Origin of the sequence: Micromonospora sp. CA-248212, from assembly GCF_050948405.1 — a bacterium.
In the GTDB taxonomy this organism is placed as follows: Bacteria; Actinomycetota; Actinomycetes; order Mycobacteriales; family Micromonosporaceae; genus Micromonospora.
Map to the genome: position 1 here is coordinate 3963725 of NZ_CP192023.1, position 19297 is coordinate 3983021.

The 19297-nt window shown below is 68.6% G+C and carries 19 protein-coding genes; 11 read left to right on the forward strand and 8 right to left on the reverse strand.

The features are described from left to right. The first annotated feature begins 102 nt into the window (after positions 1 to 102). The 5 genes from ACQP03_RS19025 to ACQP03_RS19045 are packed head-to-tail and all read left to right on the forward strand — an operon-like array spanning position 103 to position 4661. Complete coding sequence (locus tag ACQP03_RS19025; RefSeq protein WP_357169551.1) at positions 103 to 1068, forward strand: aliphatic sulfonate ABC transporter substrate-binding protein; 966 nt, start codon at positions 103 to 105, stop codon at positions 1066 to 1068. Then, positions 1065 to 1895 (forward strand): ABC transporter permease, encoded by an 831-nt coding sequence (locus ACQP03_RS19030; protein ID WP_357117652.1) that lies wholly within the window; start codon positions 1065 to 1067, stop codon positions 1893 to 1895. The genes ACQP03_RS19025 and ACQP03_RS19030 overlap by 4 nt, the downstream gene beginning before the upstream one ends. Further along, entirely contained in the window at positions 1868 to 2599 is a 732-nt protein-coding gene (locus ACQP03_RS19035) for an ABC transporter ATP-binding protein (RefSeq protein ID WP_396832953.1), read from the forward strand. Before ACQP03_RS19030 ends, ACQP03_RS19035 begins: the two co-directional genes overlap by 28 nt. Before the next feature lie 29 nt (positions 2600 to 2628). Further along, on the forward strand, positions 2629 to 4035 hold the full coding sequence (locus ACQP03_RS19040; RefSeq protein WP_357394720.1) for a selenium-binding family protein: 1407 nt from the start codon (positions 2629 to 2631) through the stop codon (positions 4033 to 4035). Continuing rightward, entirely contained in the window at positions 4032 to 4661 is a 630-nt protein-coding gene (locus ACQP03_RS19045; RefSeq protein WP_357394722.1) for a hypothetical protein, read from the forward strand. The genes ACQP03_RS19040 and ACQP03_RS19045 overlap by 4 nt, the downstream gene beginning before the upstream one ends. Before the next feature lie 92 nt (positions 4662 to 4753). Here ACQP03_RS19045 and ACQP03_RS19050 read toward each other — a convergent pair whose 3' ends face one another. Beyond that, a complete protein-coding gene (locus ACQP03_RS19050) occupies positions 4754 to 5605 on the reverse strand; it encodes an alpha/beta fold hydrolase (protein WP_396832950.1) in 852 nt (283 codons plus the stop codon). Positions 5606 to 5773: 168 nt separating this feature from the next. Between ACQP03_RS19050 and ACQP03_RS19055 the strand changes: the two genes are divergently transcribed. Then, the gene (locus tag ACQP03_RS19055; protein ID WP_433457744.1) at positions 5774 to 6640 is read left to right on the forward strand and encodes a metallophosphoesterase family protein; all 867 of its coding nucleotides are present in this window, start codon (positions 5774 to 5776) and stop codon (positions 6638 to 6640) included. Positions 6641 to 6787: 147 nt separating this feature from the next. Here ACQP03_RS19055 and ACQP03_RS19060 read toward each other — a convergent pair whose 3' ends face one another. Beyond that, on the reverse strand, positions 6788 to 7246 hold the full coding sequence (locus tag ACQP03_RS19060) for a MarR family transcriptional regulator (protein WP_433457746.1): 459 nt from the start codon (positions 7244 to 7246) through the stop codon (positions 6788 to 6790). Between the two features lie 93 nt (positions 7247 to 7339). On the opposite strand from ACQP03_RS19060, the gene ACQP03_RS19065 reads away from it, so the two are divergent. After that, positions 7340 to 7726 carry a MerR family transcriptional regulator gene (locus ACQP03_RS19065; RefSeq protein ID WP_357117631.1) on the forward strand — a complete coding sequence of 129 codons (387 nt, stop codon included), beginning with the start codon at positions 7340 to 7342 and terminating at the stop codon, positions 7724 to 7726. Positions 7727 to 7977: 251 nt separating this feature from the next. After that, positions 7978 to 8820, forward strand: coding sequence for a hypothetical protein (locus tag ACQP03_RS19070; protein ID WP_433457749.1), 843 nt, complete (start codon positions 7978 to 7980; stop codon positions 8818 to 8820). Between the two features lie 189 nt (positions 8821 to 9009). Here ACQP03_RS19070 and ACQP03_RS19075 read toward each other — a convergent pair whose 3' ends face one another. Further along, positions 9010 to 10296 (reverse strand): helix-turn-helix domain-containing protein, encoded by a 1287-nt coding sequence (locus tag ACQP03_RS19075; protein ID WP_433457751.1) that lies wholly within the window; start codon positions 10294 to 10296, stop codon positions 9010 to 9012. Next, the gene (locus ACQP03_RS19080) at positions 10283 to 10444 is read right to left on the reverse strand and encodes a hypothetical protein (RefSeq protein WP_433457753.1); all 162 of its coding nucleotides are present in this window, start codon (positions 10442 to 10444) and stop codon (positions 10283 to 10285) included. Before ACQP03_RS19080 ends, ACQP03_RS19075 begins: the two co-directional genes overlap by 14 nt. Positions 10445 to 10637: 193 nt before the next feature. On the opposite strand from ACQP03_RS19080, the gene ACQP03_RS19085 reads away from it, so the two are divergent. Further along, entirely contained in the window at positions 10638 to 11387 is a 750-nt protein-coding gene (locus ACQP03_RS19085; protein ID WP_433457755.1) for a helix-turn-helix domain-containing protein, read from the forward strand. A 12-nt stretch (positions 11388 to 11399) separates the two neighbouring features. Continuing rightward, complete coding sequence (locus ACQP03_RS19090) at positions 11400 to 11870, forward strand: NUDIX hydrolase (RefSeq protein ID WP_433457757.1); 471 nt, start codon at positions 11400 to 11402, stop codon at positions 11868 to 11870. Here the strand turns inward: ACQP03_RS19090 and ACQP03_RS19095 are convergent. The 4 genes from ACQP03_RS19095 to ACQP03_RS19110 form a co-directional block, all read right to left on the reverse strand. Then, positions 11858 to 12412: an HD domain-containing protein gene (locus ACQP03_RS19095; RefSeq protein WP_433457759.1), complete on the reverse strand. Its 555-nt coding sequence runs from the start codon at positions 12410 to 12412 to the stop codon at positions 11858 to 11860. The genes ACQP03_RS19090 and ACQP03_RS19095 overlap by 13 nt on opposite strands. A gap of 334 nt (positions 12413 to 12746) precedes the next feature. After that, positions 12747 to 14360, reverse strand: coding sequence for a hypothetical protein (locus ACQP03_RS19100; RefSeq protein WP_433457761.1), 1614 nt, complete (start codon positions 14358 to 14360; stop codon positions 12747 to 12749). 470 nt (positions 14361 to 14830) lie between these two features. After that, the gene (locus ACQP03_RS19105) at positions 14831 to 17209 is read right to left on the reverse strand and encodes a galactose-binding domain-containing protein (RefSeq protein ID WP_433457763.1); all 2379 of its coding nucleotides are present in this window, start codon (positions 17207 to 17209) and stop codon (positions 14831 to 14833) included. Between the two features lie 151 nt (positions 17210 to 17360). Next, entirely contained in the window at positions 17361 to 17948 is a 588-nt protein-coding gene (locus ACQP03_RS19110) for a TetR/AcrR family transcriptional regulator (RefSeq protein WP_357169515.1), read from the reverse strand. A 117-nt stretch (positions 17949 to 18065) separates the two neighbouring features. On the opposite strand from ACQP03_RS19110, the gene ACQP03_RS19115 reads away from it, so the two are divergent. Next, a complete protein-coding gene (locus ACQP03_RS19115; protein WP_433457765.1) occupies positions 18066 to 19265 on the forward strand; it encodes an FAD-dependent monooxygenase in 1200 nt (399 codons plus the stop codon). Positions 19266 to 19297: the final 32 nt, after the last annotated feature.

Sequence of the window (19297 nt, forward strand, 5' to 3'; positions counted from 1 at the left end):
CGAACCCGCCGACAGCCTACCCATAAAACCTATCGGGTTAGTAGGCTACCGCCCACGCCGGTCGACGCGGCCCGGCTCATCCGCTCATGTCAAGGAGCCGCCATGCGTACCCCCTCACCTGTTCGTCCCCTGCTCACAGCGGCGTTCACCGCCCTCGTCCTGCTCGCTGCGGGCGGCGTGAGCGCCTGCGGCGGGTCCGCCGACGCCGGTGACGACGGGGGCAAGCTGCGGATCGGCTACCAGCGCTTCGGCGGGCTCAGCCTGGTCAAGGCGCGCGGCGCGGCCGCCGACGTCGAGTGGTCGCTGTTCGAGAGCGGGCCGGCGCTCACCGAGGCGCTCAAGGCCGGGTCGATCGACATCGGACAGGTGGGCGAGGCCCCGCCGGTCTTCGCCGCCGCCGGCAAGATACCGTTCTCCATCATCGGCACCTCCGCGCCGATCCCGCAGGGTGAGGCCGTGCTGGTCAAGGCCGACAGCGGCTACCGCAGCTTCGCCGACCTCAAGGGCCGGACGGTCGCCCTCAACAAGGGCTCCAACGTGCACTGGCTGCTGGTCCGGCTGCTGGAGGCCAACAGGATGACGCTGCGCGACATCAACGTGAAGTACCTCAAGCCGGCCGAGGGACGGCCCGCCTTCGACAGCGGGCAGGTCGACGCGTGGGTGATCTGGGACCCGTACTTCGCCCTGGCCGAGCAGCCGGGCGTACGGGTGCTCGCCGACGCGACCGGCCTGGCCAGCAACCGCGAGTACGTGCTGGCCGCCCCCGACGCGGTCACCAGGCGCACGGACGACGTCCGGGCGTTCCTGCAGAAGTACCGCGAGGTGACCGACTGGGGCATCGCCAACCCGCAGGAGCGGGCCCGCACCCTCGCGCCGGAGTTGAAGATTCCGGAGGACGTGACCAGCCGCGCCCTGGCCCGCAGCGCCAGGCCGCTCGCCCCGGTCAGCCCGGCCATCGGCGACGAACTTCAGGCGATCACCGACAGCTTCATCGCGCTGGACCTCATCCCGGGACCGGTCGACATCAGGAGCCAGGTGGACGACCGGTTCAGCGCGGTGTTCCAGTGAGTCGTACCCCTCTGCTGGAGACGCCGCCGGAGGTGGCGGCCGAGGCGACGCCCGAAGCGCGCCCCCGGCGGACCCGGCGGTGGCGGCGGCTGCTCAGCCCGGTCGCGCTGGTGCTGGGCTGGGAGCTGGCGGCCCGGACCGGCGTGCTGGCGCCGGAGAAGCTGCCCGCTCCCAGCGACATCCTCGCGACCGGCTGGCGACTGTCCCGCGACGGCACGCTCGCCGTGCACCTGGTGGACTCCCTCACCCGGGCCGGCGCGGGGCTGCTCATCGGCGGCGTGCTGGCACTCCTCCTGGGCACGGTGGCCGGGTTGTTGCGCCTCGGCGACGATCTCGTCGACCCGCCGGTGCAGATGGCCCGCATGTTGCCGCACCTGGGCCTGGTGCCCCTGCTGATCATCTGGGTCGGCATCGGCGAGTCGCTGAAGATCAGCCTGGTGGCGCTCGGCGCGTTCTTCCCCGTCTACTTCAACACGTACGCCGGCATTCGGGACATCGACGAGCGGCTGGTGGAGGCCGCCCGGGCCTGCGGGCTCGGGCCGGCCGCCCGGCTGCGTCACGTGGTGCTGCCCGGGGCGCTGCCGTCGCTCTTTCTCGGCCTGCGCCTCGCGATCGGCGCGGCCTGGCTCAGCCTCGTGGTCGGCGAACAGGTCAACGCCCAGACCGGCATCGGCTTCCTGATGATGGAGGCCCGCGAGTTCAGCCAGACCGACGTGGTGCTCCTCGGCCTGCTCGTCTACGCGCTGCTCGGGCTGATATCCGACCTTGCCCTACGCGTGGCGGAGAGGAGGATGTTGACATGGCGACGCGGACTGCGAGCCACCTGATCGGCGCGACCCCGGTGCTGACCGCGACTGCGATCCGCCGGTCCTTCGGGCCGACGGTCGTGCTGGCCGGGGTCGACCTGCGCATCGCCCGGGGCGAAGTCGTGGCCCTGCTCGGCGGCAGCGGTTCGGGCAAGAGCACTCTCCTGCGCATCCTCGCCGGCCTGGACGGTGAGGCGACAGGTGAGACCGCCGTGCACGGCACCGCCGCCGTGGTCTTCCAGGAGCACCGGCTCCTGCCCTGGAAGCGGGTGGCGGCCAACGTCGGGCTCGGCCTGACCGGCCCGGACACCGCCGGCCGCATCGAGCGGGCGTTGACCGAGGTCGGGTTGGCCGAGCGGCACCGGGCCTGGCCGGCCGAGCTGTCCGGCGGGCAGGCACAGCGGGTCGCCGTCGCCCGGGCGCTGGTCCGCGAACCGGACCTGCTGCTGCTCGACGAGCCGTTCGGCGCTCTCGACGCGCTCACCCGGCTGCGGATGCAGGTGCTGCTGCGCCGGCTGCGCGCCGAACACGGCTTCGCCGCCCTGCTGGTCACCCACGACGTGGAGGAGGCGCTGCTGCTCGCCGATCGGATCCTGCTCCTCGACGAGGGACGCATCGCCGCGGACCTGCTCGTCGACCTGGCCCCCACCCGCACGCCGGACGACCCGGGCTTCGGCGCGCTGCGCCGTCTCCTGCTCGACCGGCTCGGCGTTCCCACCACCTGAGGCCCACCACCTGACGAAGCGGAGATGCGATGACCCGCTGGACGCCCGACCCCACCTTCTACCCGTCACCCCGCGAGGCGGCCACCGCGCCGGCCGAGAAGCTCGCCTACGTGGCGGCCTTCGACCGTACGGCGAGCCGCCCGGACGCCATCGTGGTGCTCGACACGGACCCGGACTCCCCCGACTACGGCCGGGTCGTCGGCTGGACCGACCTGCCGCACCTCGGCGACGAGCTGCACCACTTCGGCTGGAACGCGTGCAGCAGCGCGCTCTGCCCGACCGCCCCGCACCCGCACGTGGAGCGGCGCTACCTGATCGTGCCGGGCCTGCGCTCCTCGCGTATCCACGTGATCGACACCCAACCCGATCCCCGCCAGCCGCAGGTGGTCAAGGTGATCGGCCCGGAGGAGCTGGCGAAACGGGCCGGCTACTCCCGGCCGCACACGGTGCACTGTGGCCCGGACGGCATCTACCTGTCCGCGCTCGGCGGCGCGGACGGCGAGGAGGGTCCGGGTGGCGTCGCGATCCTCGACCACACCACCTTCGAGGTACGCGGGGCGTGGGAGGCCGACCGGGGGCCGCAGTTCCTCGCATACGACGTGTGGTGGCACCTCAACCAGGACGTGCTGGTCACCAGCGAGTGGGGCACCCCGTCGATGATCGAGGACGGCATCATCGGGGAGCTGCTGCTGGGCCGCCGCTACGGTCACGCCATCCACTTCTGGGATCTCGCCAAGCGCCGGCACGTGCAGCGGGTCGACCTGGGCGATCAGTACCAGATGCCGCTGGAGCTGCGCCCGGCGCACGATCCGACGAAGTCGTACGGGTTCGTGGGGGTGGTGATCAGCGTCGAGGACCTGTCCGCCTCGGTGTGGCTGTGGCACCGCGACGGGGACGCCTGGGCGGTCACCAAGGTGATCGACATCCCGGCCGAGCCGGCCGACCCGGCGGACCTGCCCGACCTGCTCAAGCCGTTCGGCGCGGTGCCGCCACTGGTGACCGACATCGACCTGTCCGTCGACGACCGGTTCCTCTACGTGTCGTGCTGGGGCACCGGCGAGCTACGCCAGTACGACGTCAGCGACCCGCTGCACCCGGTGCAGACCGGCTCGGTGCACCTGGGCGGCATCGTCCGTCGTACCGCCCACCCGTCCGCCCCGGACGAGGCCCTCGCGGGCGGCCCGCAGATGGTGGAGGTCAGCCGGGACGGCCGGCGGGTCTACGTCAGCAACTCCCTCTACGGCGCGTGGGACGACCAGTTCTACCCCGACGGGGTGGGCGCGTGGCTCGCCAAGCTCGACGTGGACGTCGAAGCCGGCGGGCTCGCCCCGGACGAGCGGTTCTTTCCGCACGGGGACGAGTTCCGGGGGCTGCGCGTGCACCAGACGCGCCTACAGGGCGGGGACGCGTCCTCCGACTCGTACTGTTTCCCGTGACCGTCGCCACCCTGGTGACGCTCGCCGCGCTCGGCGCGTTCCACGGCCTGAACCCGGCGATGGGCTGGCTGTTCGCGGTGGCGCGGGGCCTTCAGGAGCGCAGCCGTTCGGCGCTGCTGGGGGCCCTGCCACCGATCGCGGCCGGGCACCTGGCCTCGGTGGGGATCGTCGCCGCCCTGGTCACGGCGACCCGCTCGGTGACGGCGAGCACCGTCCTGGCGGTGGTCGGCGGGGTGCTGCTGGTCGGCTTCGGACTGTGGCGGCTGCTCTCCGAGCGGCACTTCCGCTGGGCGGGCATGCGCCTGTCGGCGGCACAGCTCGCCGGCTGGTCGTTCCTCATGTCGTCGGCGCACGGCGCGGGGCTGATGCTGCTGCCGGTGCTGGTGGCCGAGCCGGTGTCCGGGGGCCATTCCGGGCATCTGGCCGCCGCGCCGGTGGGCGCGCTGCCCGGGTTGGCCGCGGCGGGCGTGCACACCGTGGCGATGTTCGGCACCGCCCTGGTCGTGGCGGTGCTGGTCTACGAGGTGCTCGGGGTGGGGGTGCTCCGCAAGGCGTGGTTCAACGTCGACCGACTCTGGGCCGGCGTGCTGGTGGCGGCGGGGCTGGTGACGCTGATCCGGGCGTGACCGACGCCGACACCCGGCCCCGGTGCGAAACCCTGGGGCCGGGTGCCGCAGCGCCGTTACGGCGCTGGCGTCCGATCGGCTACCGGTACGGGTCAGGCGCGCGCCTTCGCGGGCTGCTTCATGAAGTCCATGATCGCCTTGTTGACCTCGTCGGCGTGCGTCCACGGGATACCGTGCGGCGCGCCCTTGAGCGTGACGAGCGTGCCGGTCGGCATCATCGGGCCGAGCCGCTGACCGGTCACCGGGTACGGCAGCACCCGGTCCTGATCACCCTGCACGATCAACACCGGAATGTCGATCTTCGGCAGGTCCTGGCGGAAGTCCTCCTGCCAGGAGTCCACACTGTCGTGGGTGGCCTTGCCGGAGGCCATCGCACCGATCTGCCAGTGCGCCCGGTACGCCTCTTCGCTGACCCGCTTGCCCATGTTCTGGTCCGGGTTGAAGAACGCGTCGCAGAAGGACGTCAGGTAGGCGAAGCGGTCCTTGATGATGGCGTCCTGGAAGCCCTTGAAGAGCTTGCGGTCGACGCCCTCGGGGTTGTCGTCCGCCTTGGCCAGCATCGGTTGCAGCGGGCTGAGCACCACGGCCCGGCTCACCCGTCGAGAGCCGTAGTTGCCAAGGTAGCGAATCACCTCGCCGGTGCCCATCGAGTGCCCCACGAGGGTGACGTCGCTGAGGTCCAGCTCGGTCATCAGCACGTCGAGATCCGCCGCGAACGTGTTGTAGTCGTACCCGAACGCCGGCTGCGCCGAGTTTCCGTAACCGCGGCGGTCGTAGGTGATCGTCCGGTATCCGGCGTTCAGCAGCGCCCTGGTCTCCTTCTCCCAGGTCGCACCATTGAACGGGAAGCCGTGGATCAGCACCACGGGCTTACCGGAACCGTGGTCCTCGTAGTACAGGTCGATGGGTGCGGAGTTTTCCGTCCCCACGGTGATGAAAGGCATGTTTCGTCTCCTGCTCCGGTTTCGGGCTCTCGGACGCCCCGCGCTTTCCCGCCGGGTCACCGGATATGCCGGCCAGCCGGCACGTCCCGTGGTAGCCCACGGCGAGCGGAGGAGGACACGAGCGGATCGGAGTGTGCCGATCGGGCCACCGCCGCCTAGCCTCAAGGCGTGAGCGCTTCCCCCCGGCTGCGGGCCGTCAGCGACCTGCACATCAGCTACGCGGAGAACCGCGCCTTCGTCGAAGACCTGCGCCCGGACCACCCCGGCGACTGGCTGCTCGTCGCCGGCGACGTGGCCGACCGGTTCGCCGACATCGAGTGGGCGCTCGAGCTGCTGAGCAGCCGATTCGCCACGGTCGTCTGGGCACCGGGCAACCACGAGCTGTGGACACCGCCCGGCGACCCCGAGCACCTGCGCGGCGAAGCCCGCTACCGCGAGCTGGTGGCGATGTGCCAACGCCTGGGCGTCGTCACGCCCGAGGACCCGTACCCGGTGTGGGACGGCGAGGGCGGCCCGGCCACCATCGCCCCGCTCTTCGTGCTCTACGACTACACGTTCCGGGTGCCCCAGGCGAGCACCAAGCAGGAGTCGCTGGACATCGCGTACGCGGCCGGCGTGGTCTGCACGGACGAGGCGCTGCTGCACCCCGACCCGTACCCGAGCCGCGAGGCCTGGTGCGACGCCCGCGTCACCGAGACCGAGCGCCGGCTCACCGAACGCGACCCGGACCTGCCGACCGTGCTGGTCAACCACTACCCGCTGGTGCGCGAACCCACCGACATCCTGTGGTTCCCCGAGTTCGCCCAGTGGTGCGGCACCGTCCGCACCCGCGACTGGCACCTGCGCTTCGGCGCGTCCACGATGGTCTACGGGCACCTGCACATCCCCCGCACGACCTTCTACGACGGCGTCCGATTCGAGGAGGTCTCACTCGGCTACCCGCGCGAGTGGCGACGACGCGGCCCGGTCCCGAACCCGGTCCGCACCATCAACCCCGCCGACGACGTGCGCCGCCGCGAGTCCGTCACCGGGTAAGCCCAACGAGCGTCGCCAGCCGCGCCACGCCGGCCGGCGCCGGCTTGGCACGGGCAACATCGGCGATGAGGGTACGCGCCAGAGGCCGCCCCCGAACCTCAGCCGGCGCGACGGCCAGGGCAGGCCCGAGTACTTCTCACGCAAGTCTCAGGCTTCCGCCTCTGGCACCAGGGTGGTGTTGGCGATGAGTTTCTGCAGCACCGTCAGCGCCGCAACGTAGTCCGCGTCATCGATACCTCGGTGGATCAGCGACCGAATCTCGGGAGCTGACTGCCCCATCTGGAGACGAGCCGCCTCGCCGGCGTCGGTGAGTCGTAGGTGTCCGTCCTGATCTGCGTGGATCCATCCGCGGCTGAGGAGCACCTCGGCTTCGCTCGCGAGGTCGTCGTCGGGGCGGATGTACTCGGTCATGGCTTGCTGAAGTTGGGAAATGGTCCTGGCTGCGCCGTCATGAGGCGCGAGGTCGTGTGGAGACAGGTGGCGCAGGATCCAGAACTGCGGCTGCGTGAAGCCGCGCTTGGCCTGCTCGTCGCGCGTGAACCGGACGATGGATTCGTACGCCAACCGCGTCCAGTACGCGGCCACCTGGTTGGCGTCGGCCTGCATCGGGGCACCGCTGCTTCCTGGGATCTGCATACGGCTGATGCTGGGGGTTCAAGGACTGTTGAAGTCAAGAGGGTGTTGCAGCATGTTGGGGACATGACCGTCAGTCCGCAGGCCCCGACATCTTTCGTGTTCACCGTCAAAGACGTTGCACACGCGAGCCACGTCGCTCCGTCGGCGGTGCGCTTCTACGAAGAACAAGGTCTGATCCAAGCGCGCCGAACCACTGGAAACCAGCGCCGGTTCGACGAGAACGCGGCCTGTCGCATCCGGTTCGCCCGACTCGCTCAGCGGGTCGGGCTGACAGTTCGGGAGATCGCCACCATCTTCCAGGCTTTACCCGAGAAGCCGTCGGCGCAGGACTGGGCGCGGGTCTCCGACTCGCTGGTCGCCGAGGCCGAAGCCCGCGTGGCGCACCTGCGCCACGACCTCGACGCCCTCCAGACCGTCACCACCAGGTGCACTGCCGGAGTCCTACGGTGAGGAACGGGGCGGTCCTCCCTGGTGGTGACAGTGCCGCCGCCTCGGCGGCCGCAGTCCGGATCCGTCGTCTGGGCGTAAGCCAGGCGGCGACGACACCAGAGAGCACGCCCGTGGCCCGGGTCGACAACGTTGCGGGCCACTGGCGTGTGCCGCCCGTTCCTGCCACACGCCAGCGTGCCGGCATTCCGGAAGATCGACTCGGTTCCAGCCGCGGGTGCCACGTCTGGGATCCGCCTGTATACCCTGTGCGGATGCCTTCAGCGAAGCAGCTTCTGCTGCTCCTCGGGGCCGCGCTGCTCGCCGTCGTGGGCGCGCTGTTCGGATCCCCCTGGGCGACCGGGGCCGGCGTCGTCGTCGTGCTGAGCGTTCTTGCCGTCCACCCCGCGGTGACCGGTCCCGCGGTGCCTCGGTCGACACGTCTGCTGCTGCAGGGTGGCCTGCTTCTCCTCACCCTCGCGGGTCTCGTGCAGATGTGGGGATGGGCGGCCTCGTCATTCGGCGATGCTCCGCCGAGCGCGAGCGAGCTGATCGCGCTGGTGACCGACCCGGTACGGCAGCGGACGCAGTTCCTGCGACAGCTAGCGGTGGCAAGTTGTCTGATCCTGGCCTGCGCCTGCTTCGGCGTCGCTGTCGGGCGGTTGCCGCGGGATCGGCTGCGCCGGATCGGCCGGCCCGCGCCGGCCGTGGGCGTGCTCACGCTGGTCACCCTGGTATTCGTTGCCCTCCTGACGTCGGGGCTGACCGCCCTGCTCGGCTCGCTCACCAATGTGGCCGTGGCGGTGTTGCTCGTGCTCGGGGGGTATGCCTGGGTCGTGAGCCGCGCGGTCCGGCGCCATGGCACCGGCCCGATCGCCGTAATAGGTGCCACGCTGCTGGCCGCGGTGGCCTGGCTCGCGGTGGACGATGCCTTGCGGAGTCGGCCGGAGCCGCGCGGCAGCGACGCCTTCCACCAGCCGGGCGTCAGTGTGTCCGTGGCGGTCGAGACCGGGCCCGACGTTGAGACCGCCGTCGCCGTCGCGGCGCTGCTGCTCGGAGCCGCCCTGACCGTGCTGGCCTGCGCGAGGCTCAGCACGCCCCACAGCGAGACGCGCTGAGCCGGATCGGGTAGCTGTGCCATCCGCGTTGGCATCGTTGATGATGAGGATGTGGAGCACGTCGAAGAGGCAGTCTCAGCAGAGTGAGCACCGCTGAAGGTCTTTGGGCTTGGCGTTGTCTCACCGCCGCGTGACGGGCGGCCGCTCCACAGTGAGGCATCCGTATCGGTGACCAGCACATGCGCCGGCCTACGAGAGCGCGGTGGGTGGCGGCCGCCGGTCGGCGTCCGGCGGCCGAATAAGCCCAACCAGCGTCGCCAGCCGCGCCACGCCCGCCGGCGCCGGCTTGGCACGGGCAACCTCGGCGATGAGAGTACGCGCCAGAGGCCGCCCCCGAACCTCGGCCGGCGCGACACTGTCCGCGTCGACCAGGGCCCGCGCCGCCCCACGCAGGTCACCGGCATGCAGGTACACCCGCGCGGCGTCGAGCAGGTAGGCACCCCGACACTCGGCCGGCAACCGCCGCCACCCCTCCCGCCGAACGACGCTCACATGCCGTGTCAGTGCGCCGTCGACGTCACCCCGCTGCGCCGCGACGAGCACCCGCGCCATCTCTACGGCGACCGTCCCGAAGCCGATGGAGTGCGGTTCGTCGTACTCCCGGAGGTTGGCGGCAGTGCCCGCAGCCCGGTCGATCAGCTCGGTGGCCCGGCGGTGCTCGCCGCAGCCGGCGGCCGCGAGGGCGGCCTGGACCAGCAGGGTCCCACCCACCGCCCACCCACGACGGTCGCCCGGCCCTGCGTGCTCGCCCTGTCCCCGGTGATCAAGAGGTTTGCGTCGACTTTGATCTCCAAACGTGCCGCAAACCTCTTGATCACCGGGGCGCAGTGCCGGTGGCAGAGTTCGGTTGGCCGCTGTGAGGGTCGCCGACAGGGCGAGTCGGTCGCGGCCCGACGCGCGTAGGGCCTGGGCGACCGCGACTGCCGCTGTTGCCGCCAGGACTGGGTCGTCTTGGGCAGCGCCCATGGCCCGGTCGGCGGCGAGCCAGGCGAGGTCAGCCTCGCCGAGTTTGATCAGCAGCAGCGCGGTGATCCGGTACGCCTGTACCAGCACCTCCGGCGACCGCGCGCCCTGGGCGGCGTCGAGCAGGCTCGGCACCGCCCGCACCAACTGCGGGTAGTGCGCGTGCTGGTACGTCAACCAGGCATGCCCGACCTGACGCCGCAGCTCGTGCAGGTGTGGTGAGGTCGGCGGGGTGTCATAGCGGGCGAGCGCGGCCCGGATGTCGTCCACGCCGGTCGGGGTGCTCGTCGGGGTGCTGGGAGGCTGTCCGAGCAGCACCTCCGGGTCGACCCGCAGGACGCGGGAGAGTTCCTGGATGACCGAGTACCGGTCCAGGGGGCGGACGCCGCGCTCGATCTTGTCGACCCAGCTCTTTGACCTGCGCAGGCGATCGGCAAGCATCTGCTGCGTCATCGAGCGCCGCACCCGCCAGCCGGCCACCCGTCGACCGATGGGGAGGTCATCGCTGCTCACGCCGCCACCGCCGGTCCGGGACCGTACGGGTCGTGTCGTCCACGGGCACGCGTTCGGCCTCGGCCTGGGCCAGGATGCGCTGCTTGGCAGCCTCCCGCTCGGCCGCCTCAGCCTGTTCACCCTTGCTCGCCGTCTCGTCGCCGCGCATAGCCACCTCCATCAGGCCATCGGCGCGGCGATCCCGTTAGCTCGTCGCGTCCTATCTGGATGGCATGTGTTGTGGAGTCAGGTTCCGCGAATTGGTAATGACAACTTCACCGCGAGTCACGGACGAGTGGGGACGTCCTTGTTAGGGTGAGTCGTCCCCGAAGCCGTCCCAAGCCCAGTCAGCAGGAGACGCGATGCCGAACGATCGTCTTCGCAACGGGATGCTCAACAAGGGCCTGACGGCATCGGCATTTGCCGAGAGAGTCGGCGTCGACCCCAAGACTGTCGAGCGGTGGGTGACCCAGGCTCGCATCCCGTACCCGCGCTATCGCCACTCCATCGCCGAGCTACTGGACGAAAGCGAGTCGTACCTCTGGCCGGATGCGGTCCCGACGCAGCGGGCCGTGCAGATCAGCCAGTCGGAACTGGTCCACATCTACCCGCGTCGCGGAGCCGTCCCCACTGACCTCTGGCAGCGGCTCCTGGAGCAAGCCACCCGGCAGGTTGGCGTCCTGGTCTACGGAGGACTGTTCCTGCCCGAGTTCAACCACCGTTGGATCGCGACCCTGCGCGAGAAGGCGTTGGCAGGAGCGCAGGTCGAGTTGCTGTTCGGCGACCCGGAGGGTGTGCATATCGCCGAGCGTGGAGACGCCGAGGGCATCGGGGCAGCCATGTCCAACAAGATCCTGAACGCGTTGGCCTTCTACAAAGAGCTTCGGGATCTGGACAATGTCGGGATCTACTTCCACGACACCATCCTCTACAACTCGATCTACCGCTTCGACGACGAGATGCTGGTCAACACTCATCTCTACGGCACGCCGGCCGCGTACTCACCGGTGCTTCACCTGCGGCGTCTTGGCGGCGGGGACCTCTTCGACAGCTACGTAGCGAGCTTCAACCGCGTACTCGGGCAGAAGCGGGCTGTGTGGCCCGAACACTGACAGGGTGGAGGCATGGCACGGATCGAGCACTTCAACAACCCGAACGCTCCTAAGCCGAACAGGATCGTCGTAGCGGTGACTGTCTTCGTTCAGGACCGCCAGGGCCGGGTGCTGCTCATCCAGCGGACCGACAACGGCCTCTGGGCGCTGCCGGGCGGTGCTCAGGACTTCGGCGAGTCCATCGCCGAGACGGTCGTGCGGGAGACGCGCGAAGAGACCGGCATCGAGGTGGAGGTGACCGAGCTAGTCGGGATCTACTCCGACCCCAGGCATCTGGTGGAGTACAGCGACGGCGAGGTACGGCAGCAGTTCTCCATCTGCTTCCGCGCCCGGTACCTCTCCGGCGATCCGACGACCAGCGATGAGTCCTCGTCCGTGGTGTGGGTGGCCCGTGACCAACTGGACCGGCTTTCGATGCACCCTTCGATGCGGCTCAGGGTCGACCACGGATTCCAGCGGCGTCCAGTCCCCTACATCGGCTGAGCTGACAGGCGACATTGGGTCCTGTCCACGACCTCCCGAAGCATCGGCTCAGCTTTCTGCCAGAACCGCGTCACCACGTCGTCTGGCCCGTAGCGCTGCCGGATCTCCGCCAGCCTCTCGTCCACCGTGAGGTCCTGGCCGTCCGGGCCGGTCGTCATGTCCGCATACCAGAGGGCATCTGAGACAGCGGTCTCTTCCCGCGGGAACTCGCTGGCCAGAGCCTGCCCCAAGCCGCGCTCGTCTGCTTCGTGGACGGCGCAGGAGTGGTGAGCGACAAGCGCAGCGATGCGATCTCCAAAGCCATGGCGCTGAAGCCAACGTGCGCCGTCGAGCGCGTGGAAGCCCGTATCGGCGATACCTGGGGCGTAGCCGATGTCGTGCAGCCACGCCGCCGCCGTCAGCAACTCCGTATCGTCTCCTACCAAGTGCGCCAGCCCTTCCGCCCTCGCCGCTACTGCCCGCACATGAAGCCAGCGACGAGGTAGGGCAACTTGCAGATAACGCTGTGATGTTGTGGCGGCTAAACCGGAGGACGGATCCACGCGGCAAGTCTAGAACCCGGACCAACATCTTGACGCCCTAGAAACGCCGCGATCTTGAGCCCCGCGAAGGCGCGGTGACCTACGCGTCACGAGTTTCAGTTGCCCGTTTCGCAAACCTGGTCACACGAACGGTCCCGCAGGGAGGCGTGCAGATTTCGTCTTGGGCGCGTGATGTGGTCGATGCGATTACATAGCAATCCGATCGCTGCCGGCGAGGCTCAAAGCATTGCCTCCGGCAGGGGCCAGACGAATCCAGGATGCAATTGCCGAGGAATTCCAGTCGTGGATAGTTGGGACGTTTGCCTCGATGGGTGTTCTCGCGAGGGATGCGCCCTCAACTACCGATAATTATCTTCTTCGACCTGTCTGGATCTTGGAGAAGGTCGGGGTGCTGAAGGTATAGCTTCCTGACGCACTCAAGAACAACCCTTATAGCATAGTCTCGAGATTCGATTGCATCCGCAACGGTAATATTCTGAGCCCCGTGAAGCACTTTGCTACGTTTTGTGTATAGCCTTATCAGCCTCTTATGTTCCGCCAATCGATCAGCCGGCCCGTCAAAAAGCAACTTTGCCATCGCAGCACAGATACGAAACGACAGTTCGCCTTGATCGGTTCCCGCAAAGAGGCTCTCCCAGGCGATCACCGCATCGATGAACCCGTCGACGGGATCTCCCCGCTCAGCAATCGCAGAGAGTATCCGGCGGCGCGGTATCTCAACTTTGTTGGCGGGCGTAGATCTCAGCCTTTCCGCCCACGCACGAAGTTCCGAGACCTCCGAAGGAGACAACTGATAGTGCCCCACCGGCGCCAGCACGTCCGTGCGGTAAGACATGTGGCATCCGAACGAAAAGGGGTCGACAATCGCCGTCCAAAGATGCGCGCATGCCGCCGGCGGGTTGTTCTCGCTTGCGAGCGCTGTCGCGAAGAAGGTATGACTTAGCATTTCTGCGATCTTGGCTTGCTCCGCTTCCATACTCTCCGGCCAGACTATTTCGGATACTTCTGCCTTCGGCTTACCAATTACGATTTCATACAGGTAACTTGTCTCAAGAATTGCGCCAAGGGTTATGTGGTTACCCTCTTCGTCGCCCGTAATTGATGGCCTAGCACCAGGCGGGACCACCTCTAGCTCAGTCGGGAACGGATAACGACGGAGGCTGCCCCATGGCACCTCGACGTCATCTTCAGGCAAATGGATATTGCCGATACCGATCCAAGCCGGAACCGCAGTGGCCTGGCCACGGGCAACTGAGCGGAGAATTCTCAACGTCTCGGTCAGAGAATCCCGCAACTCCGGCGCAGAGGTTTGCTGACGCAAGCGAAACATCGTGTACGCGCATTTGAATATTGCACTACTCATGACGGCAAGTTGCAGCCCGCCTGCGGTTCCCGTGTTGGTAGCAGCCGGACTAACGATGTCGAAGAAGTCTTTACCTTGGTCAGGAAAGAGCCTCGAGAGGTCGTCGTCCTCGAGAACCACCCGGGCGAGGCGCTGCGATAGATCGGGGTCGAATGGGAAGTCGGGCGCCGGAGTGAACCGCGACGGCTGCCCGGTCAGATGACGGATCGCAAGCGTGGCCGGATACACAAAGGTGAGGCCCGGGGCCATAACGTCGATGACCGGGTCTCCGGTACGGAAATCGGGAATCGTCCCCCCGCAAGCAGCTCGCCACAAATTGAAGATCGACGTCTTTCTGCCCAATTCATCCAGGGCAGCAAGGTGGGGAATCAAAAGCTCCAGAGGGCTATCTGAAATCGCGGCTTGCACCTTAAGCTTGGTCAGTTCTTCGAAAACGATTAACAGGACTGAAGCGTGACCCTCAGGCAACTGATCGGGAGCAGCCTCGCATTCCTCAATGTCAGAAATGTCAACATTAAGGCAGTAAGCGAGGAGTTCCCTCCCATATACCTTGGTCAAGCGGCGCAGCTGAGCGGTTGATATCACGCCCTTGAACCTTACTGGGCTAACGGCTACACGTTCGACTGCTGGGCGGTGGTGGCGGTGAGGACGGTCAGACCGGCCAGGGCGAGCATGGTCAGGGTGTTGAAGCGTTACCAGCCGGTCCATCCGCGGACCTAGCAGTGGTCCAGGCCGACTGACCTTTGCCGAGCGGCCAGCCCTTCGTTGCTTCTGAGTCCGGGTACGTCGAGACCTACGTGCACGACAGCGGGGAGACGTACCCCTACCCGACAGCCGAGGATGTACGCGATCTTGTCCACTTCGCCCTCGGCGCTGGATGGACGCCGCAGGCGTTGGGGGGTGGGACGTTCAGAATCGCGCCACCGGCCGAACTTGAGCTACCGCGATTTGTCATCACCGAGCTTGTGCCAAACATCGACTAGCACCGCTAGGTTCTGGGTGCTCGACGGGAGGAGCGGCCGCCGGTCGGCGTCCGGCGGCCGCCCCACGTCCGGTCAGCTCGCGTACACCTCCAATGCCGCCAGCTGCCCGGCCGTCCAGCCGGTGTTACCGGTAACGGTGATCCGCACGTAACGAGCCTGCGCGGCACCGAACGTCAACGACACCGAGTTGCCCGTTGAAGGGTCAAAGGTCTGCCCCGCCGAACCAACCAGCGTCCCGAAGCTCGACCCGTCCGTACTGCCCGTGACGGCAACCGTCTGCGTCCGAGCACCCCACGCCGACGACGGCGGCAGCTTCAGCACCACCCGTCCGACCGTGCGCGCAGCGCCCAGGTCGACCTGCACCCACTGGGGGAAGGCGTTGTTGGCGCTCTCCCAGTAGCTGTTGGCGTCGCCGTCGACCACGTTGCCCGAGCCGTAGCTCTGCACGTGGCTGCTCTCCGAGGTGGACCGGCCGCGGGCCAGGTCAGAGTTGGCGGCGGCGTCGGTCGTCACGGTGACGGCGTTCGACGCGGTCGAGGTGTTGCCGGCCTCGTCGCGCGCCACGACGGTGAAGGTGTACGAGGTGGACGCGCTGAGCCCGCTCACGGTCGCCGTGGTGCCCGTGACCGTGGCGACGACCGTGCCGCCCTGGCGTACCTGGTAACCCGTGACGCCCTTGTCGTCGGTCGACGCCGTCCAGGCCAGGGACACGCTGCTCGACGTCTTGGCGGTCACCGCAAGATTGCTCGGGGCGGTCGGTGGGTTGTCCGTGGTGCTGCTGGCGCCGTACACCTCGACCTTGGCGAGCTGGCCCGCCGGCCAGCCGGTGTTGCCGGCGATGCTCAGCCGGACGTAGCGGGCCGTGGTGGTCGTCAGCGTGCGGCTGACGGTGTTGCCGGTCGCCGGGTCGAAGGCGAACGCCGAGGCCCCGGCGATGGTCGAGAAGGAGCTGCCGTCGACGCTGCCCTGCACGGTGATGGTCTGGGTACGTGCGCCCCAGCCGGCGGGGAGCCGCACCACGAGGCGGCTGACCTGCTGGCTGGCGCCCAGGTCGACCTGCCACCAGTGCGGGAAGGAGCCGCCGCCGCTCTCCCAGTAGCTGCCGGCGTCCGAGTCCACCGCGTTCGCGGCCACGAAGGAGCCGTTCTGGCTGCTGGCCGAGGTGGATCGGCCGGCCGCAAGGTCGCCGCTGGTCGGGGGCGGGGTGCCGACCATGGGCGGGGTGGGTCGGGTCGCGGTGAGGGCGAGCTGTCCCTTGAGCATCCGGCCGCCGTCGGCGGTGATCCGCAGGTAGTAGTCGGCGGAGCAGGCGACGCCGTCCTCGTCCAGGGCGCGGATGTTCGCGCCGGCCGGGGTGGTCGCCTGTGTCTCGGACGTCTTGGCGATCTGGTTGCCCTCGTTGTACTCGTCGAACATGGACACGTAGAGGCCCTGGGAGCCGAGCCGGACCATGTTGTAGATGTGCCGCCAGTAGAAGTCGCCGTGGCGGCGGTGCCCACCGGCCAGGTCGCCGGGCATCACGCAGGGCAGGTAGTCGATGCCGCGCGCCGCGCAGTCGGCCATGTCGCCGATGTTGACGTTGTTGTAGTACGAGTCGAGGCCTTCGAGGGTGTCCGTCCGGTAGACCATCCACGGCGAGATCGCGTTGAAGGCGTGGTAGACGTCGAGGAAGCCGGCGCGGGAGTCCTCGACTCCCTGCCGCCACCAGGTGGGCACGCCGCCGATGACGTAGCAGCCCTGCGCCTTGAACCAGTTGATGACCTCCAGGCACGGCCCGGGGGTGAAGGGTCGGCTGGGCTCGCTGAAGCCGAAACCCCAGATGCAGACGACCGGCTTGCCGTTCTGGCGGGCGTACGCGCTGGACGCGGTGTGCGTCGACATCTTGTTCAGCCAGTCGGTCTTGATGTCCGCCTGCATCGTCAGCCAGTCGGTGACGTCGTACATGATGTAGAACTTGCGGTTGTAGCGCTCGGCCGCCGCGCGGACCTTGAGCGTCATGGCGTCGCGGGTCGGCCCCTCGTCGCCCGTCGGGTTGAAGCGTTGCAGGGCGGCGGTGTCGCAGCCGTACTCCTGCATCCAGCGGAAGTGGGTGTCCACGGTCTGCTGGTCGTAGGAGGAGAAGAGGGTGGCCGGCGATCCGTTGCCCAGGTTCGGGTACGCGGTGGGATAGCTGCGCGTGTACTCCCGCATGTCCGGCCAGGACACGATTGTGGTGTTGCTGGGCGACGGCGGCTGGAACCGGTCGCGGCTCCAGTGCCACCAGCCGCCGATCGGCGCGGAGTCGCCGGGTGCGCTGAACCAGCCCTGGTAGCCGACGGTGACCTTGCCGACCACGTCGCCGGGAGGGCTGGCGGCCTGGGCGGGGCTGGCGAGGAGCTTCGTGGTGGAGGCGGCGGCGAGGGCGGAGCCCGCCAACACGGACGTGACGAACCTGCGGCGGGTTACCGCCATGACGACCACTCCTTCGGGACGGAAGGCATTGACGGCCATCGTGGCAGCATCGAATGCCACCCCGCAAGAGTACGACTGATCGATGAAATTTTGAGTCAGTCCGGCGGAAGGGTCGGAGGGCGCGCGACGGCGCGGCCACCCGGAGCCGGGTTCAGGGCTGCTCCGGCTGCGGTCGGAGCCCGTCCAGGATCACCGCGAGATAGGCCTCGGAGAGACTTTGTGAGGCGGACGCCGACCGCGCGATCGCGTAGGTCAACTCGTTGATCAGCACGGCGACGACAGCCACGTCGAGGTCGGTACGGATCACCCCCTCGTCGCGGGCCCTGGTGATCAGATCGAGTCCGACCCCGTCGAGGGCCGCCCGCTGCGCGGCGGTGGCGGGCAACTCCATCACCCCGAGCCGCTCGCCCATGACCCAGTGAGCGGACTGGAACGCCATCGCCTCGACCAGGAACCCGCGAAGAGCCTGCTCGGCGTCCGGCTCGGACAGCGCGGCCCGACCTCGTCGGATGAGCGGTTCGAGCAGGTCGGCCACGGCGGCGTCGACGAGCGCCTCCTTGCTGCCGAAGGTGCGAACGACTGTGGCGGCACCGACGCCCGCCCGCCGCGAGATCACGGTGACGGTGATGGCGTTGCCCCCCTCGGCGAGGAGCGCCTTGGTCGCCTCCAGCACGAGGTGGCGGTTGCGGACGGCGTCCGTCCTACGTCGAGGCACACCGCTCTCGGAAGGGGTTGACATCTGAAACGTCCATTCCATATCGTCAAGTGGAACGAGCATTTCACTTAGCCTACGAGACCCGCCCGGACGGCGCAAACCCGTCCGCGTACCCCTCCACAGCCCAGAGAGCAGGAGCCGATGAACCGGCGGATTCTCATCTCCGGCGCCAGTATCGCCGGGCCGGCCCTCGCGTTCTGGTTGGCCCGGTTCGGGTTCTCTCCCACCGTGGTCGAGCGTGCGCCCCGGCTGCGCGAGGGCGGCAACGGCGTCGACGTACGCGGGCAGGCCGTACACGTCGCCGAGCGGATGGGCATCCTGCCGCTGGTCCGCGCGACGGCGGCGGACGTCGTCGGCCTGTCGTTCGTGGACGGGGCCAACCGGAGTGTGGCGCGCCTCGACCTGCGGGCCATCCAACGTCGAGCCGGCGACGCCGATGTCGAGATCATGCGGGGCGACCTTGCCGCGATCCTCCACGAGGCGACGAGGAACGACGTCGAGTACGTCTTCGACGACTCCATCCGGCGGATGGACCAGGACGACGACGGAGTCACGGTCACCTTCGAGCGCGGGCCGACCCGGCGCTTCGACCTGGTGGTGGGCGCCGACGGCACCCACTCCACCGTGCGGCGTCTGGCCTTCGGCCCGGAGTCGGGATTCCTCACCCACCTGGGCCACCACTTCGCATTCGCCGAGGCCGACCCCGGGCTGGGCGAGAAGCGGTGGGTGACGCTCTACAACCTTCCGGGCCGGGCCGTCTCGATCTACCGCTCCGGCAACCATCCCGGCGCGAAGGTCCACTTCATGTTCCGCAGCAGGCCCCTGACGTACGACCACCGGGACGTCGAGCAGCAGAAGCGGTTGCTCACCGAGGCGTTCACGGATGTTCCGTGGCTCGTACCGGAGCTGCTGGCGGGAGCGCTGGCCGATCCCGACTTCTACTTCGATTCGCTGAGCCAGGTGCGGATGCCGTCGTGGTCGTCGGGGCGGGTGGCGCTCGCCGGAGACGCCGCCCACTGCGCGTCACCGGCGGCGGGTGCCGGGGCGACGCTGTCGCTCGTCGGCGCCTACCGCCTCGCCGGAGAACTCTCGTCGGCCGCCGGGGATCATCGGGTCGCGTTTCACCGGTACGAGCAGGGCTATCGCAAGACGGTGGAGCGGCATCAGTCGAACCTGTTTCTCGGCCTGCTCGCCCCGAAAAGCCGCCCCGGCATCTGGGCGCGCAACACGATGGCCCGACTGCCGGTTCTTGGCGCCCTGGCGGGGGTGGAAGGTCGCCTACAGCCCCGGACCCCGCCGCTGCCGGACTACGGGCCGGCTGCGGGCTCGCCCCGGACCTGACAACGACCCTCGGCCTGCCGCGACGCACCGAC

Bases quoted from the DNA above. Each gene is read 5' to 3' on its own strand.
- ACQP03_RS19085 (WP_433457755.1), top strand. From the start codon at position 10,638: ATGCCGAACGATCGTCTTCGCAACGGGATGCTCAACAAGGGCCTGACG.
- ACQP03_RS19050 (WP_396832950.1), bottom strand. From the start codon at position 5,605: ATGCCTTTCATCACCGTGGGGACGGAAAACTCCGCACCCATCGACCTG.
- ACQP03_RS19110 (WP_357169515.1), bottom strand. From the start codon at position 17,948: ATGTCAACCCCTTCCGAGAGCGGTGTGCCTCGACGTAGGACGGACGCC.
- ACQP03_RS19080 (WP_433457753.1), bottom strand. From the start codon at position 10,444: ATGCGCGGCGACGAGACGGCGAGCAAGGGTGAACAGGCTGAGGCGGCC.
- ACQP03_RS19115 (WP_433457765.1), top strand. From the start codon at position 18,066: ATGAACCGGCGGATTCTCATCTCCGGCGCCAGTATCGCCGGGCCGGCC.
- ACQP03_RS19035 (WP_396832953.1), top strand. From the start codon at position 1,868: ATGGCGACGCGGACTGCGAGCCACCTGATCGGCGCGACCCCGGTGCTG.
- ACQP03_RS19065 (WP_357117631.1), top strand. From the start codon at position 7,340: ATGACCGTCAGTCCGCAGGCCCCGACATCTTTCGTGTTCACCGTCAAA.
- ACQP03_RS19060 (WP_433457746.1), bottom strand. From the start codon at position 7,246: ATGCAGGCCGACGCCAACCAGGTGGCCGCGTACTGGACGCGGTTGGCG.
- ACQP03_RS19090 (WP_433457757.1), top strand. From the start codon at position 11,400: ATGGCACGGATCGAGCACTTCAACAACCCGAACGCTCCTAAGCCGAAC.
- ACQP03_RS19105 (WP_433457763.1), bottom strand. From the start codon at position 17,209: ATGGCGGTAACCCGCCGCAGGTTCGTCACGTCCGTGTTGGCGGGCTCC.
- ACQP03_RS19070 (WP_433457749.1), top strand. From the start codon at position 7,978: ATGCCTTCAGCGAAGCAGCTTCTGCTGCTCCTCGGGGCCGCGCTGCTC.
- ACQP03_RS19040 (WP_357394720.1), top strand. From the start codon at position 2,629: ATGACCCGCTGGACGCCCGACCCCACCTTCTACCCGTCACCCCGCGAG.
- ACQP03_RS19025 (WP_357169551.1), top strand. From the start codon at position 103: ATGCGTACCCCCTCACCTGTTCGTCCCCTGCTCACAGCGGCGTTCACC.